Annotated in this window: 13 protein-coding genes; 5 read left to right on the top strand and 8 right to left on the bottom strand. The window is 37.4% G+C overall.

Translation table 11 applies throughout. The features are described 5' to 3' along the window. Window positions 1-214: 214 nt before the first annotated feature. Both eno and GXX20_04660 read right to left on the bottom strand, forming a co-directional pair. Complete coding sequence (eno, locus tag GXX20_04665; protein ID HHW30955.1) at window positions 215-1,534, bottom strand: phosphopyruvate hydratase; 1,320 nt, start codon at window positions 1,532-1,534, stop codon at window positions 215-217. Between the two features lie 183 nt (window positions 1,535-1,717). Then, window positions 1,718-2,953: a DUF2088 domain-containing protein gene (locus GXX20_04660; protein ID HHW30954.1), complete on the bottom strand. Its 1,236-nt coding sequence runs from the start codon at window positions 2,951-2,953 to the stop codon at window positions 1,718-1,720. A 192-nt stretch (window positions 2,954-3,145) separates the two neighbouring features. On the opposite strand from GXX20_04660, the gene GXX20_04655 reads away from it, so the two are divergent. The 5 genes from GXX20_04655 to GXX20_04635 all read left to right on the top strand — a co-directional run bounded on the left by GXX20_04655 (window position 3,146) and on the right by GXX20_04635 (window position 8,499). Next, entirely contained in the window at window positions 3,146-4,084 is a 939-nt protein-coding gene (locus GXX20_04655; protein HHW30953.1) for an RluA family pseudouridine synthase, read from the top strand. A gap of 263 nt (window positions 4,085-4,347) precedes the next feature. Further along, window positions 4,348-5,046, top strand: coding sequence for a FadR family transcriptional regulator (locus GXX20_04650; protein HHW30952.1), 699 nt, complete (start codon window positions 4,348-4,350; stop codon window positions 5,044-5,046). Between the two features lie 28 nt (window positions 5,047-5,074). Continuing rightward, window positions 5,075-5,863: an electron transfer flavoprotein subunit beta/FixA family protein gene (locus GXX20_04645; protein HHW30951.1), complete on the top strand. Its 789-nt coding sequence runs from the start codon at window positions 5,075-5,077 to the stop codon at window positions 5,861-5,863. A 48-nt stretch (window positions 5,864-5,911) separates the two neighbouring features. Continuing rightward, a complete protein-coding gene (locus GXX20_04640) occupies window positions 5,912-7,120 on the top strand; it encodes an electron transfer flavoprotein subunit alpha (GenBank protein ID HHW30950.1) in 1,209 nt (402 codons plus the stop codon). Beyond that, the gene (locus GXX20_04635) at window positions 7,102-8,499 is read left to right on the top strand and encodes an FAD-binding oxidoreductase (GenBank protein HHW30949.1); all 1,398 of its coding nucleotides are present in this window, start codon (window positions 7,102-7,104) and stop codon (window positions 8,497-8,499) included. The genes GXX20_04640 and GXX20_04635 overlap by 19 nt, the downstream gene beginning before the upstream one ends. Here GXX20_04635 and GXX20_04630 read toward each other — a convergent pair. The 6 genes from GXX20_04630 to GXX20_04605 all read right to left on the bottom strand — a co-directional run bounded on the left by GXX20_04630 (window position 8,496) and on the right by GXX20_04605 (window position 15,731). Next, on the bottom strand, window positions 8,496-9,635 hold the full coding sequence (locus GXX20_04630) for a M20/M25/M40 family metallo-hydrolase (GenBank protein ID HHW30948.1): 1,140 nt from the start codon (window positions 9,633-9,635) through the stop codon (window positions 8,496-8,498). The two genes, GXX20_04635 and GXX20_04630, sit on opposite strands and share 4 nt — an antisense overlap. Before the next feature lie 52 nt (window positions 9,636-9,687). Further along, the gene (locus tag GXX20_04625) at window positions 9,688-10,992 is read right to left on the bottom strand and encodes a hypothetical protein (GenBank protein HHW30947.1); all 1,305 of its coding nucleotides are present in this window, start codon (window positions 10,990-10,992) and stop codon (window positions 9,688-9,690) included. Window positions 10,993-11,078: 86 nt separating this feature from the next. After that, the gene (locus GXX20_04620; GenBank protein ID HHW30946.1) at window positions 11,079-12,533 is read right to left on the bottom strand and encodes a hypothetical protein; all 1,455 of its coding nucleotides are present in this window, start codon (window positions 12,531-12,533) and stop codon (window positions 11,079-11,081) included. Between the two features lie 201 nt (window positions 12,534-12,734). After that, window positions 12,735-13,676, bottom strand: a complete 942-nt coding sequence (locus GXX20_04615; GenBank protein ID HHW30945.1) for a hypothetical protein — start codon at window positions 13,674-13,676, stop codon at window positions 12,735-12,737. A gap of 220 nt (window positions 13,677-13,896) precedes the next feature. Beyond that, window positions 13,897-14,751, bottom strand: coding sequence for a carbohydrate ABC transporter permease (locus GXX20_04610; GenBank protein HHW30944.1), 855 nt, complete (start codon window positions 14,749-14,751; stop codon window positions 13,897-13,899). 14 nt (window positions 14,752-14,765) lie between these two features. After that, window positions 14,766-15,731 (bottom strand): sugar ABC transporter permease, encoded by a 966-nt coding sequence (locus tag GXX20_04605; protein ID HHW30943.1) that lies wholly within the window; start codon window positions 15,729-15,731, stop codon window positions 14,766-14,768. Window positions 15,732-15,880 lie beyond the last annotated feature (149 nt).

Genomic DNA, 15,880 nt, shown 5'->3' with positions numbered 1-15,880 from the left:
TCAATAATGCTTTTTCATTTTACAGATTCCAACACCACTTTTTTTATTTTTAAGTGACATTTTCACAAGATAATTAACTCGTTTTTTTAGTCTTTTTAGGTGACATTTTCAAAAGTTATTGACAGTCCTTTTATAATACTATAAATTCACTCTAAAGCAGATATAAAAGGACTTGTTTAATTCTTATCTAACGTTTTAACTTGCTGACAGACTATTATTTATTCTTTAAATTAAACCATGCTTTAAGTCCCGGATATTCTGCTGCTTCTCCTAATTCTTCTTCTATTCTCAGAAGCTGATTGTATTTTGCAACCCTGTCAGTTCTTGAAGGTGCTCCGGTCTTAATCTGGCCTGAATTTGTAGCAACTGCAATATCAGCAATGGTAGTATCTTCAGTTTCACCGGATCTGTGTGATGTAACAGCAGTATATCCGGCGCGATTAGCCATCTGGATTGCATTTAATGTTTCAGTAAGAGTACCAATCTGATTAACCTTAATAAGTATAGAATTAGCAACTCCAAGATTTATACCTTTTTCAAGTCTTTCGGTATTTGTAACAAATAAGTCATCTCCAACCAGCTGAATTTTATTTCCAAGTCTCTCGGTAAGCATTTTCCAGCCTTCCCAATCCTCTTCGTCCAATCCATCTTCCAGAGAGATTATTGGATATTTTTCAGCTAATTCGGCCCAGAAATCAACCATTTCTTCTCTTGTCTTCATAATATCGCTCTTCCAGAAATAGTATTTGCCTTCCTGTCCTTTTGCTTTTGCAGCGCCATACATTTCGCTTGCAGCTGCATCAATGGCAATTCTAAAGTCTGTTCCAGGAGTATATCCTGCACGTTCAACTGCTTCCAGAATTACCTGTATTGCTTCTTCATCAGTCTTCAAATCCGGAGCAAATCCTCCCTCATCACCTACAGCTGTGCTATAGCCTTTTTCTTTCAATACTTTTTTAAGATTATGGAATACTTCTGCACACATTTGTAAAGCAGATTTAAAGCTGGTTGCACCAACAGGCATAATCATGAATTCCTGGATATTAACACTGTTGTCTGCATGTTTTCCACCGTTAATTATATTCATCATAGGCACAGGCAAGGTTTTTGCGTTCACACCGCCTATGTACTGATAAAGTCCTATACCCAGAGCTTCAGCTGCAGCTTTAGCAACTGCCAGGGATACTCCCAGTATAGCATTTGCGCCTAATTTACTCTTATTAGGTGTGCCATCCAGTTCAAGCATTCTCTTGTCAATGGCAACCTGGTCAAATACATTCATTCCCTCAATTTCCGGGGCAATTATATTGATTACGTTTTCAACGGCCTTTTGAACACCTTTGCCTAAATATCTGCTCTTATCACCGTCTCTAAGTTCTATTGCTTCAAAAGCGCCTGTGGATGCACCTGACGGAACAGCTGCCCTTCCTATATAGCCGCCCTCAGTTAAAACTTCCACTTCAACTGTTGGATTTCCTCTTGAATCGAGTATTTCTCTTGCAAATATAGTTTCAATTGCTAAATATTCCTTCATAAAGTAATTCTCCCTTCCATCTTACACTTGTAAATACAATAATAGCATAACCTAAGTAAATATAATTGTAAATAATGTTTGAGAAATTTTTAACTATTTAGATATATTGTACCACAATGTAGAAAAAATATTAATATTGAATTTTTCCCATTCACCAACCTAATTCATTTTACATTATTTTTATTAATCATTAACCACATTAACCTTATGGCCGGATTCTTTCAACTGTCTGAATACTGAAGGAGACACCCACATCTCATCCAGAGACAGAGTATTCTTTATTCTAATTATTCTTGCTTTATCATAATCTTTTATACCGCTTGACTTTAACGCCATATCAATTGCTTCTTCTTCTGATGAAGCTATGACAGGTATTTTAGCCCTTTCAATAAAAGTAGATGCCATGGCATTGGCATACATAGCTTTAAAGTTAATACTTTCAAAAACAGACCTTGTTATAAAATCTGCCAGTCCTATTCCGTAGGCATTACCTTCAGTTTCCTTTGTCAGTCCAAGTACCACTATTTTCCCTATCTTCGGAGTTTCAGGCTCCGGCTCCCCTTGAATTTTCATCCTCCCGATAACATTGGTATCCATTCCTGTTCCACTTATATTCTTTCCTAACTGCTCAACAATTAATAGATCTAATTCTTTAACCGGCAGCGAAGGCAAATATGTAAGGGATTTTTTCAGGAGCTTTTTCTCCCCTTCAACAATATCTTCAGGTTTAAATGCCTTAATATCTGCAATTTTGTCATAGGCATTTTCCACAATTCCTATCCCTGCGATTAATTTCCCTGTAGCCAGGATTCTTTCAGCCATAGGTATCAAATATTCTCTTAAACCCTTTGTTCCAAAACTATGGATGGTTTCAGCCTGGACTTTTTTGCCGAGACCTACTACAATCATTTTAAGGATTCCGCTTTCTATTTCAGAGGTAAAGGAAGTATGCTTTTTTATCCTGTTAATTACTATTACACCCTCTGAGTCCCATGCATTCTTATCCATTACAAGCGGTATTTCCACTTTTTCTGAAGTATTCTTTCCGGATTTATCAGAAGGTATAAATTTCCCAATTTCAACTACATCCATGGATGACAGAATCTTTGCTCCTACAGTTTCAGGAGTAATTCCAAGCTCTTCGAGTATTTTTAGCTGTCCTTCAGCAGTAGCGCCCCCATGACTTCCCATAGAGGGCACCAAAAAAGGGTCTCCTCCCAGCTCCCTGACTTTCTTAACAACAGTTTTGAGCAATAATGGGATTCTGTCTATTCCACGGCTTCCAGAAGTAATTGCTATTCTTGAACCTTTTTTTATATTTAATTTTAAACTGTCAATTTCCTGAATCAGTTTACTTTCGACATCTTGCAGCGAATTATCTTCATACTCCAGTTTAATTTTTATCATTTCAGGAATCATCTTAAAGGCCTCCTATAGATTTTGTTCAATCATAATATAAATGGAAGAATTCCTCATATGTGCATTATATCATTTTATAACATGGTGAATAATACTATTTAAAAATGATGGTTATATTTTCTTCAAATATATTCATAAGCGCTATTGGCATGTATAATAAATAATAAATAATGCAGAATTTTGGAGAATAGTATGCGTTCAATTATTGTAAGCGATAAACAAAATAATATGAAATTAACCAAAGTTATAAAGGAAAGTTTTCCTAATATGCCTGTAAGTGCATTATATAAAGCTTTACGCAAGAAAGATATTAAAATAGACGGCATAAGGGTTAAAGAAGATTGTATTGTATACTCAGGAAATAAAATTGATATCTATATTATTGATGAAATATTGATGGGTGCACCCATAGAAAACAGCGGCAAACCAAGGATAAACTTCACAGTTGTTTATGAAGACAGAAATATTTTAATTGTTAATAAGGAGCAAGGAGTACCCGTACACCCCGACAGGAAACAAGCAGAAAATACATTGATTGATCAGGTCAAACAATACCTCATAGATAAAGGAGAATACTATCCGCGAAATGTTAATTCCTTCCCACCTTCCCTGTGCCACAGACTGGACAGGAATACCGGAGGGCTGGTTATTATTGCAAAAAACAGGGAAAGTTTAAAAATCATGCTGGATAAAATAAAGAAAGAGGAAATAAAAAAATACTATTTATGCCTTGTAAAGGGACAACTGGAGAAAAAACAGGGAGAGTTAAAAGCCTATCTTATGAAAGATCAAAATAAAAGCAGGGTTTTTATAAGTGAAGAAAAAAAACCTGGATATCAGGAAATTATTACAAGGTATAAAATTCTTTCCTATGAACCCCAGAATGATGTCAGTAAGCTGGAAGTTGAACTGGTTACAGGCCGAACCCATCAGATAAGAGCCCACTTGGCCCATATAGGCCATCCAATCATAGGAGATGGAAAATATGGCACAAACGACATTAATCGTATGTACAAAGTTAAATATCAGGCTCTCTGGGCCTACAAACTTTATTTTGATTTTAAAGGCAGAGGCATGCTGGATTATCTAAAGGGTAAAAAATTCGAGATACAGCCGGATATAGGTATATAATAAAATTTTTCAATTTATTTTGTAAAAAAAGAAGGATTTTTAAAATTTATAGCGTATATATATTATTAGTGGTCTGACCACCAGGTGTTTATACCGCATTTATGCCATTTTTTGTTCAACATTTTATGGCTTTAGGCTTTATTTGATGGCTTTAGATGACTACAAGACTTTGACCTGCTGGTTTATAATTCAGCCACTGTATATATTTGACAAATTCATATTTAGTTATTAATTCGAAGAAAGGTATGGTGTAGAGCATACTTATGAATATAAATCCTATAAGCATGAAAAAAATATATCAATCAATAATAGAGCAAATAGTCCTGCTGGTAAAGGAAGGTAAGCTTAAGGCAGGAGATAAGCTTCCTCCTGAAAGAACACTTGCGGAAATGTTCAATGTAAGCAGGGCATCAATCCGGGAAGCTTTCAGTGCAATGGAAATAATTGGACTTATTGAAGTCCGGCCAGGAGAAGGTACATTCATATCAGATCTTAATATAGCTCCTTTTATTAATGCTATAGCACCCTTATTTGTAAAAAACGAAAGTATGGAAACTGACCTTCTTGAATTCAGAACTCTGTTAGAGGTTAATGCAGTTAAGATTGCAGCAAATAATGCCAAGAATTCTGATTTAGAACTATTAAAAAAATCACTGGAGTTAATGGAAAGTGCTCTGGAAAAGAACGACCCCGTTCTAGGTGCGAAAGCTGATATTGAATTTCATAAGGCCATATTCCTGATAAGTGGTAATTATATTCTTTTGAAAGCTTCTGAATGCATGACCTATATACTCGAAAGTTCTATAAGATTTAACAGGGAAAAGATACTGTACAACAGAGAAAATACAAAAATGCTTCTAAACCAGCATATCCAGATATATGAAGCTATAAAAAACAATAATCCGGATCTTGCTTGTGATATTATGGAAAAACATTTAAATCTTGTAAGAAAGATAATGTAATAGCTAGCTATTTTAGAGGGAGGTATGTATGAATATTCTTGTATGTATTAAACAGGTTCCAGGAACCACTAAGGTTGAGGTGGATGAAAAAACTGGTGTTTTAAAGCGTGATGGTGTTGAAAGTAAAATGAACACCTATGATTTGTACGCAATCGAGACTGCTCTTCAGATCAGGGAAAAACTCCAGGGTAAAGTAACAGTCCTAACTATGGGACCACCACAGGCATCGGAAATTATTAAGGAAGCCTATATGATGGGAGTAGATGAAGGATTTCTTCTCACTGACAGAAAATTTGCAGGTGCAGATGTTCTTGCCACTTCTTATGCTCTTTATCAGGGGATAAAAGCAATCGGCCATTTTGACCTTATTATATGCGGTAAACAAACCACTGATGGTGATACTGCCCAGGTAGGGCCTTCACTGGCTGAACTACTTCAGATTCCTCTTGTAACATGGGTAACAGACATAAGATATGTTGATGAAACGAAAATTATTTTGGAACAAGATATGGCGGAAAGCGCGGTATTTCTTGAAGTCACATATCCCTGCCTGATTACTGTTGAAAAAGATATTATGCAGCCAAGACTTCCTTCTTACAAAAGAAAACTTCAGACAGCCGGAAAACCTGTAAATATTCTGACTTTTGAAGATTTATCCGATAAGGATGAAACCAAATACGGCCTTATGGGGTCAGCCACCACTGTAGAAAGAATATTCCCTCCTCCTACAGATACAGAGCATGTTATATGGGAAGGAAATGCCGCTGACCTGGCGGATAAAATGGCTGAAACCTTAAAGAAGCTAAGATTTATTTAATGAAAAAGAGGTAAGAAAAGTGCAAATATTTTTTGAAGGAGTTAGGATATGAAGAAGTTGGTAATATATCATGAAAAATGCAGTTTATGCAACAAGTGTGTGCAGGCCTGTCCCTTTAATGCAATAGAACTAAAAAACAACCGCATTGAAATAAATTCTGCCTGCAAAATGTGTAGAATTTGTATAAAGAATTGTCCTGAAAAGGCAATCTCACTTGTTGAAAGTCAGAGAACCATGGTTGATAAGAACCAATGGAAGGGAATACTAGTCTATGTTGAGCACTTTAACGGAGACATCCATCCAGTTACACTTGAATTAATCGGAAAAGCAAAAGAACTGGCAGCAAAACTCGGGCATAGTATTTCCTGTGTATTCATTGGAGACAATATCCACAGCAAAGCCAAAGAACTGCTCAACTACGGAGTAGATAAGGTATATGTATACCAACATGAAGAACTTAAACATTATAGAGCCGATGTATATGCCAATGCTTTTGAAGATTGCATACTAAAGGCAAAACCCTCCATAGTACTTGTGGGAGCCACCCTTGTGGGCAGATCATTGGCACCCAGGGTTTCTGTCAGATTCAGAACCGGATTAACCGCCGACTGTACTTCTCTGGAAGTAAGGGATAATACAGATCTTGTGCAAATACGTCCTGCCTTTGGCGGAAATATTATGGCACAAATTATAACTCCCTATACAAGGCCTCAATTTGCAACGGTCAGGTACAAAATCATGAACAGAGCCGAATGTGTGCCTGGTTACAAGGGGACAATAGAAATTTGCAGCATCTCCCCTTCTCAACTTGAGTCAAGAATAAAAGTGCTGGATACTGTTCCAAAAGAAAAACTCCCTTCAATATCAGATGCAGATGTGCTGGTGGCTGGAGGAAGAGGTCTGAAAAACAAAAAAGATCTGGACATGCTGGGGGAGCTTGCAAGTCTATTAGGTGGGCAGGTAGCTGTTACAAGGCCTCTGGTAGAAGCAGGCTGGGCTCATTATACCCAGCAGATTGGGCTTTCCGGAAGAACTGTCAAGCCCAAACTTATAATAACCTGCGGTATATCAGGAGCTATCCAGTTTACCGCCTGTATGAGCGGTTCCGACCATATTTTTGCAATTAATATTGATAAAAATGCACAGATATTTAAGGTTGCCCACTACGGCATAGTTGGTGATTTATATCAAATAGTCCCTGAGTTAATTAACAGAATAAAGAAGGGAGATGAATCTTTATGCAATATAATAAGGTAACAGAATCTGACATTAACTATTTCAAAAGCATATGTTCGCCTGACAGGGTTTTTTCAGGAGAAGAAATAAATGATGATTACAGTCACGACGAAATGGCCATATATGGAAAATTCATGCCCGAAGTGGTTATAGAAGCTATTAGCACAGAAGAAGTTTCAAAGATTATGAAATATGCATATAGCAGGAAAATTCCCGTAACTCCAAGAGGTTCCGGAACCGGTCTTTGCGGCGGCGCTGTTGCAATATATGGAGGAATTCTTTTATCCTTGTCCAGAATGAATAAAATCCTTGAATTTGATGAAAACAATTTGACTGTAACTGTTGAACCCGGAGTTCTACTAATGGATCTCGCTAAAGCAGCTTTAGATAAAGACCTGCTCTATCCTCCAGATCCCGGTGAGAAATCGGCCACAATAGGTGGAAATGTAATGACCAATGCAGGAGGGATGAGGGCAATTAAATATGGCGTAACCCGGGATTATGTGATGGGTATGGAAGTGGTGCTCCCTGACGGTGAAATAATTGAAGTGGGAGGCAAAATTGCCAAGAACAGCTCGGGCTACAGCCTTAAGAACTTATTCATTGGCTCGGAAGGTACCCTTGGGATTGTAACAAAGCTGCTGTTAAGTCTTTTACCGGTTCCCAAGAAAACGATAAGTTTATTGGTTCCTTTTAAAGATCTTGAATCATGTATTAATACGGTTCCAAAAATAATTAAATCCAAAGTTATTCCAACTGCCATTGAATTCATGGAAAAAGAAGTTATTGAAGCAGCAGAAATGTATTTAGGAAGAAAATTCCCTGATAAATCCGCAGAAGCTTATCTTATTCTTTCATTTGACGGCAGTTCAAAGGAATACATCGAGAGTATTTATGATGATGTAGCAAAAATATGCCTTGATGAAGGAGCTGTTGATGTCTTTATTTCAGATACCGAAGAACGCCAGGAGTCCATATGGGTTCCAAGAGGAGCATTCCTTGAAGCAATAAAAAGCTCTACACCTGACATGGACGAGTGCGATGTTGTAGTCCCCAGAGACAGAATTACTGAATTTGTCAAATTCATCAAGATTCTTGAAAAAGAACATGAAATAAGAATCAGAAGCTTTGGACATGCAGGAGACGGTAATATACATGTTTATGTCTGCAAGGATGATCTTTCAGATGAAGTCTGGCAACAAAAACTTGAAACAGTAATGAATGCTATGTACAAAAAAGCATCAGAATTAGGCGGACAGGTTTCAGGTGAGCATGGAATAGGTCACGCTAAAAAGCAATTCCTTGTTGAGTCCGTGGGAAAAAGGCAGATAGAGTTAATGCGTTCAATAAAGAATGCCTTTGATCCGTTGCATATCTTAAATCCAGGGAAAGTGATTTAGGGAAGGAATGTCCCCTTCCCTATTTCCAATAAATAAGTAAAAAATATCTCCAGGCCCTTTTCCACCGAATCCTGTTCAATGTACTCATCCATCGAATGTGCATTTTCTCCAACAGCAACACCTGTTACGAATGCCGGTATTCCATAAGACAATGGAATATTTGCATCTGTGGAGGCAGCAATCTCTTCAGGAGCCATGTCAAACTTTTTGTTTACATAATTAATAATATTGCTAACTATAGGTGAAACTTTGCCATCACCACAGGGTCTGTCACCAATATTTGTAACCTCTATAGTCCTGTCTTGTCCCCTTGCCTCATCAATAATACTCATAATCATTGATTTTAAATTTTCGAGAGATTGGTTATTTTCTGAACGAATATCCAGAAGCAAACTTGCTTCCGGTGCAACTGTATTGACACTCCTGCCTCCGGAAATTACCCCTGCATTATATGTGGTTTTTGGATTATTTCCCATGGGTATTTCATAAATCCTGCTAATGATCTGCGCAAGCACAGCAATGGAGTTTACTCTATCTGATGCAAACCAGCTATGGCCTCCTTCAGTCTTAACAGTTACACGGTAACGGCTTGAGCCTACAGCGCGGGTAATAACCTCCTGATATCCCAAATCCAGCGACATAACAAGAAGAAGGCTTTTGCCATAAGTTTTCACCAGTTTCCGGATGCCTCTTAAATTGCCTGTCCCCTCCTCTCCGGAATTAAAAGCAAATATCATGTCATATTCAGGCATAATACCAATGTCTTTTAAAACACCAATTCCATAGAAAAGGGCTGCACAGTTTATTGAATTGTCCAAAATAGACGGGCAGTAAAGCCTGTTACCTTCCTGACGGATTACAAGTGGTGTGTTTTCAGGAAAAACTGTATCGGTATGAGCAGAAATTAGGATACACTTTTCTGAATTCCTGCCCTTCATTTTATATACCAGGTTGTCTTCCTCATCAATTACTGCCCCGCCACCATAGGTCTTGTCCAGGAGCACTTTTATAAAACGCACCTTGGAAATTTCATTTCCAGAAGGAGAGGGGATGGTGCACAGCTCTTTTGTGAGCTCAAGCACCTTATCCCTGTATTCGCCGGCAAGCTTTGTAATTTCAGATTCTAAAATTTTCAAAAAATTCCCCTCCATAGTACTAAAGCAAAGATGAACTCTTACTATCTAATAATCACTTTCTTAGCAATTCCAATGCTGCATCTACTATTTCATCCCCGACCGTATCTGCATAAATTGACCCTAATGGTTCATAACCACCCTCTTTAAGAGATTCCGGAGTATAAACATATCCGCTTCCATAACCGTTGGAAGTTGAAGCCAGATAAGTGTTCTTATAGGGTGATTCTTTTTTTAATCTCAGTGCATACTCTACGAAGATTTCGCACGGTACTGTTACTATTCTGTTATCTCCGATACCCAGGACAAATATTTCGAAGGGCGAATTTGTAAGCATTCCCTCTAAAACTTCTTTTCCAGCCTTGGCTATCCTGTACATTCTGTTAGCCCCAAATGTTGTGCACTCCCAGGTACGCTGGATAGCATAAGGTTCATTGTTCTTCCTTGAATTTTCAAGTCCTCTCTCTGCTTCTTCCTTTTTGGCTTTTGCCTCCTCAAGAGAGGGAATGTGCTTTAGTGAAGGCATTATCTCCTTACAATCTGTAAATAGCTTCGGATTATTATCAAAAAATAATTCTGCTATTACCCTTTCAGCTTCAGAAGCAATTGCATAACCGACACGCTTTGCTTCCTCAAAAGTTTGTCCTGTACGGAAATGGCGTGAGGACTGGTTGCCCGCTGCACCGGTTTGGAATCCTACTACCAGTTCATTATCCTGCTTTTTGAAATATTCATATATGTAAGCGGGATAATCTGCTGTAATGACTTTGCTTTCAGCATGAAGGAAAGTAGGATGTAATGCATAATTCACCAGTACGCCTCTTAATTTGTCATTCTGGTCTTTGATTGCTGTTACCCAGACATCCGGATCTGCAGGGCCATCTTTATGCCTGCGGTTTCCTCCAACACCCTGCTCCTTGCCGCAATATCCTTTTCCCATGGCTATTTTTGCAGGAAAAGCATTCAATTTAGCTTCTTTAATTCCGTTTATGATCTTAATGCAAACTTGGTCAAGAAAATAAGGATACATTTCCTTCCTGTCGTCCCAGAACTCAAAAGGCACGCTGCCGCAAACAGGCCCTGAATGAGTGTGAGTGGCTGAGATTATGATGTTTTTCTCCGGAATACCACAAGTCCTCCTTATATGTTCTCTCACCATTTTTACTCTGCGTTTTGTAAAACATATTAAATCAAGAGTAATAATAGCAACTTCTGTTTCACCATTTCTTAAATAAAAGCAGTGAGCCATCAAATCATCATGCACTGATGTATGGTAGCGGTCCTGTGGAAATGGATAACCAGCTAACAATGTTGGAAAATCGGGTGTAATAACTCTTTCACTTACTCCTGCATAAAGCATAATAACAGCTCCTTTATATTGATTTTATTTATCATCTATGTTTACAAAATTTATTTCAGTGTTTTTGCATTGCATTATTTAATTCATTAATTCTTTTCAAGCATGTCTTTTAATGCCAAAAAAGCTTCATATCCATTCCTGTATACTTCCCTGTTCTCCTCTCTGGGTATATACACTGAACCGACTCCTCCTGCTATCTGCTGAGCGTCCTTGAGATTCTTATATACTCCAGCTCCAATACCTGCACAAATGGCAGCTCCAAGATTTCCTGTTTCGTGAGTTCGAGGCACAACAACTTTCATATCTGTTATATCTGATATAATCTGGCACCATACCGGACTTACGGCACCACCTCCAAATATACGTATTTCTTTAGTATTGCGAACATCTTCGTTTATTTGTCTATGGCTATCAATGCACTCTTTTATTTTGTAGGCTATACCCTCAAGTACAGAACGAATAATATCACCTTGAGTGGTTTCCAGGCCTAATCCGTATAAAGTACCGTTATTTTTGTTTCTATTTCCTTTGTACAGGCTCGGATAGAAGAATACACCCTTTGAACCCGGAGGGGCCTGAGAAGCCAGCTCATCCATTTCTTTATAAGACATGTTGGAAAACATTGTATTCTTTACCCATTTCAGCGCAGAACCTGATGTCCCCACAGCGTTTTCCATAATCCAACGCTGGCGGTCAAATCCATGACATGCAGTTTTCATTGTATTATCGATCAAGTGTTTATTGGTTATTGAAGATATGGCACTGGCCGTACCCATGGATAATGTTATAACACCATTGTCTATGCCTGCTCCTATAGCGGCAACTTTTTGATCTTGTGCTCCCATAACTACTTTAGTTTCGGTACTTAATCCTAATTCTACTGCGACATCCGGCATAACCTTTCCTACTACATCACCAAAGCAGCAAACTTGAGGAAATTTGTCCATATCAATATCATAAACTTTGAATAATTCATCTATCCATTTGCGGTTTACAACATCATAACATAAAGTACCGCTTGCCATGGTATAGTCTGTAGCACATACACCACAGAAGCGATATATTATAAAATCCAGGCCCATTAAGAACTTATAGGTTTTTTTATATATTTCCGGGCGGTGCTTTTTCAGCCACATTACTTCAGGGAAAACAAGAGAACTTATCTGCCGGCCTGTCCGGCAATAAAGCTGGAAATTGTCATAATCCTTGCGAATAAGATCTGCTTCATCCACAGCTCTTGAATCATACCAACTGATAGCGTTCATTAACGTATTTCCATTCTTATCTACCGGAACAAAAGAAATCCCTTGTGAACTAACAGACAAGCCCAATACTTTTTTCCCATCTATACCCGCTTTATTAATTGCAGTTCTAACTGCTGTCTTAATATTTTCCCACCAAAGGTTAGCATCTTGTTCAACACCTTCAGGGGTGAATATTAAATCATACTCAATATAATGGTCTCCAAGAATTTTGCCTCCCAGGTCAAAAACCATGCTCTTACATCCTGTTGTCCCCAAATCAATACCTAATAAATACACGTCCTGTAACCTCCCGGCCCTTCCTGTTTTTTTAATATAAATATCATAATCAAATACTATATGCTAACTTTAAGTTTACTTTGTTAACTTTAGTATGGGAGGCCTATTGCCAGGCCTCCCATACCATTGATGTTTATATTATAACATTTTATGCATTTATATTGTTGTTTATTTAGTATTGAAATAAAGTGCCATAATGAATTAATATCCTACAGTTTCCAGGCATTCAATGGGTTTTGCAATATTGGTAGTAAGATATATAGTACATGGTAATACCTGATAAATAGAGCCAGGTACCATAGGTGTAACAGGCCCATGGGTTATCAATCTTGAGACCATCCTCTGCCACGATGAGAATGTTCCCATTGTACTAATTCCATGTCCCTCTATTCTCCTCTTTGCATGCAATACATCTCTGGGACCAATGGTTGCAGCCTTTGGTGGAACATCTGCAATATTTCCTGAGCATCCAAAAACACCATGAAGTGAATTCTGAACAATTGTCAATGGGTGCAAGGTAACTATTTTGGCAGGTTGTTGCAAATACTCCTCTATGCTGTTTACCTGAGTATATTCAGGGCACGGATCGATGAAAGCAATATGTCCTGCCCATCCCGGTCCAGATGTAAACAGGTCAATTCCTCCATCTGTCTTTTCATCAATCAGATCAGAATAATAGCTGATATTTTCATTTGTAGGATAAAGAATATTTTCAGGCAAAGGACGAAGTTCAGGATCAATCTTGTTTATAAAATATTTAAAGAAAGAATAAGTAAATCCTTTTCTGTATGTAATTGGCGCTATATTTCCATCCTGGTCCGCCCATTCATCCATTGTAATAAAAACGCAGTTTTTACAATCAATACGGTTAATATTAATTAGTTCAGCCAGAGGCATATGGGAATTTGGATTTGGGTTACCAAATATTGTTGAAAACTTCTTGTTCTGTTCAAAAGATTCCTTTATGCCCATAAATTTTTCAGCAAGTACTACAGAACCATAGTTATCTAAAATCTTTATTCTAACATCAGGATTTGGATGTTTTTCTATTTCCTCCGGGGTCATCCTGGCCAATCTCTCCAGAAGCTCTCTGTCCTTTATTGGACAAAAATCTGCTGGTTTAAAATTAAAATCACTGCTCATAAAAAAACCTCCCTTTTTTTCAATGAATCTGGCTGGTATTTAGTTATTATCAGTCCAATCAGCCCTTTATCAGCCTGTCTGTTACTTCAATATTCTTTCTAAAACAATGTTGTATAAAACACCTAATATTTCAAAACACCTTATATATTTATTCTATATCATTATAGCCTTAAACAATATATTAAGCAATTCCTGTCCATTACCATTCATGGACATTTTTTTACCCTTTTACCGCTCCGGCGGTGAGGCCTGCTGTAAGTTTACTCTGACCAAAAGCATATACCAGGAGAACCGGAAGCATTGCCATCATGCAAACTGCAAAAAGTGGGCCCCACTCGGTTTTTACCGCTTGAGCTGCCTGCATTTTCATAACTCCCTGAGATACAGTTTTTAATTTTTCTTCTACTACGAGAACCATTGCCAAGAGGTAATCATTCCAATAATCAAGAAATCCAAAAATACCTATAGTAATAATTCCGGGTTTTGCCAATGGAAACATTATCTTCCAAAATGTCTGAAAGTAGGTTGCACCATCGATATATGCTGATTCTTCCAAATCTTTGGGAAGAGTTTTAAAGAAAGAGTACATTACAAAAACCGAAAAGGACATGTTAAAAGCCGAATACACTATGATAAGCGCTTCCCTTGTGTTATACAAACCTAAAACCCTAACTACAAAGAACACAGGAATTATACATATAATACCTGGTGTAAGCATTCCTATAAGAAGATATTTATATAATGCACCGGAATACTTAAAACCAGTCCTGGATATGGAATATGAAAGCATTGAAGCGAAAAAAATATTTATTATTGACGCAAAAATTACCACATAAACAGTATTTTTAAAAAGGTATAAAATTCCCGATAACTCCAGACCTTTAGCATAGTTTTCTATAAGAAGCTTTTGAGGTATACTCCAAAAGTTACTATAAAACTCCCTATTGCTTTTAAATGAGTTCATAAGCATGAAGAAAAAAGGAACAACAATACTGGTAAGATAAAGAATCATAGGGATGCGTACTATACCATTTATTAACCTTTGAGTTCTCTTAGCCGATCTTATTTTTTTCATTAATCTGTACCTCCCTACATTTCAAATGATTCACGCTCGGTAACCTTCATAATTATCAGTGTAAGAGTAGTTGTAATAAATAAAATAGCCATTGCCACAGCAGATGCATAACCAAACCTGCTTTGACCTCCAAAGGATATTCTGTACATATACGTTGTCATAATTTCCGATGCAAGATTAGGCCCGCCTTTGGTCATCATGAAGACTACATTGAAACCAACTCCGCAGGATGTAACTACAAAGAACATCAGGGCAGTTCTTACCTGTTCCCACATAAGAGGTATGGTGATTTTAAATACTTTTCTAATTCCTGTACAGCCATCTATATGAGCTGCTTCAAATAACGATACTGGAATATTTAATATGGCTGCCATAAATAGCACCATATAGAATCCCAATGACCTCCACACCATAACAAAAAGTATTGAATTCTTTACAATTTTGCCATCTCCCAGCCAATTTTTCCCAGTCAAGCCAATCAACTCAAGAATACCATTTAACATACCTATATTCGGATTATAAACACTCATCCACAAAATATTAATGATAACTGCCGGTACAACAGTAGGAAAGAAAAACATAACCCTGTAAAAATTTCTTTCCCTCAGATTATTACTTGTCAAAAGCACCGATAATGCAATCGCAAGTGAAAAAACAATTAATGTATTAAAAACAAATAAATACATATGGTTATAAACTGAAATTAAAAATTCCTTATCCTGAATAAGTCTTTCATAATTGCCAAAACCCACAAACTTCATATTAAGGGTAACGCCTTTCCAGTCAAAGGCGCTTATTCCAAGACCGATAAATGCAGGAATGAAACGAAAAATCGTGTATAGCAGCAATCCTGGTAATATGGTCATAGCCAGAAAAATATTTCGTTGTGTTTTACGGCTCCGCATAGTTGAATAAGCTGCTAATTCACCAGATTGTTGCGCTGAAATATTACTTTTGATTTTTGAAAAAATATTGCTCATATATATTCCGAAATAAATCCTTCGGTTACCTCCCTTCTTCCCTTCTTGTGTTAAGCGGCTTTATGTTTAGCAGCAATTTTTCAAGAGGTGCGAGACATTTCTTACCCGCACCTCTTGAAATTTTCCAAACTACATCGTGCTACTAGTCA

It is taken from the genome of Clostridiaceae bacterium, assembly GCA_012840395.1.
Lineage (GTDB): Bacteria > Bacillota > Clostridia > Acetivibrionales > DULL01 > DULL01.
The sequence above is the reverse complement of the archived record's forward strand: the minus strand, read 5'-3'. Positions and strand labels throughout refer to the sequence as shown.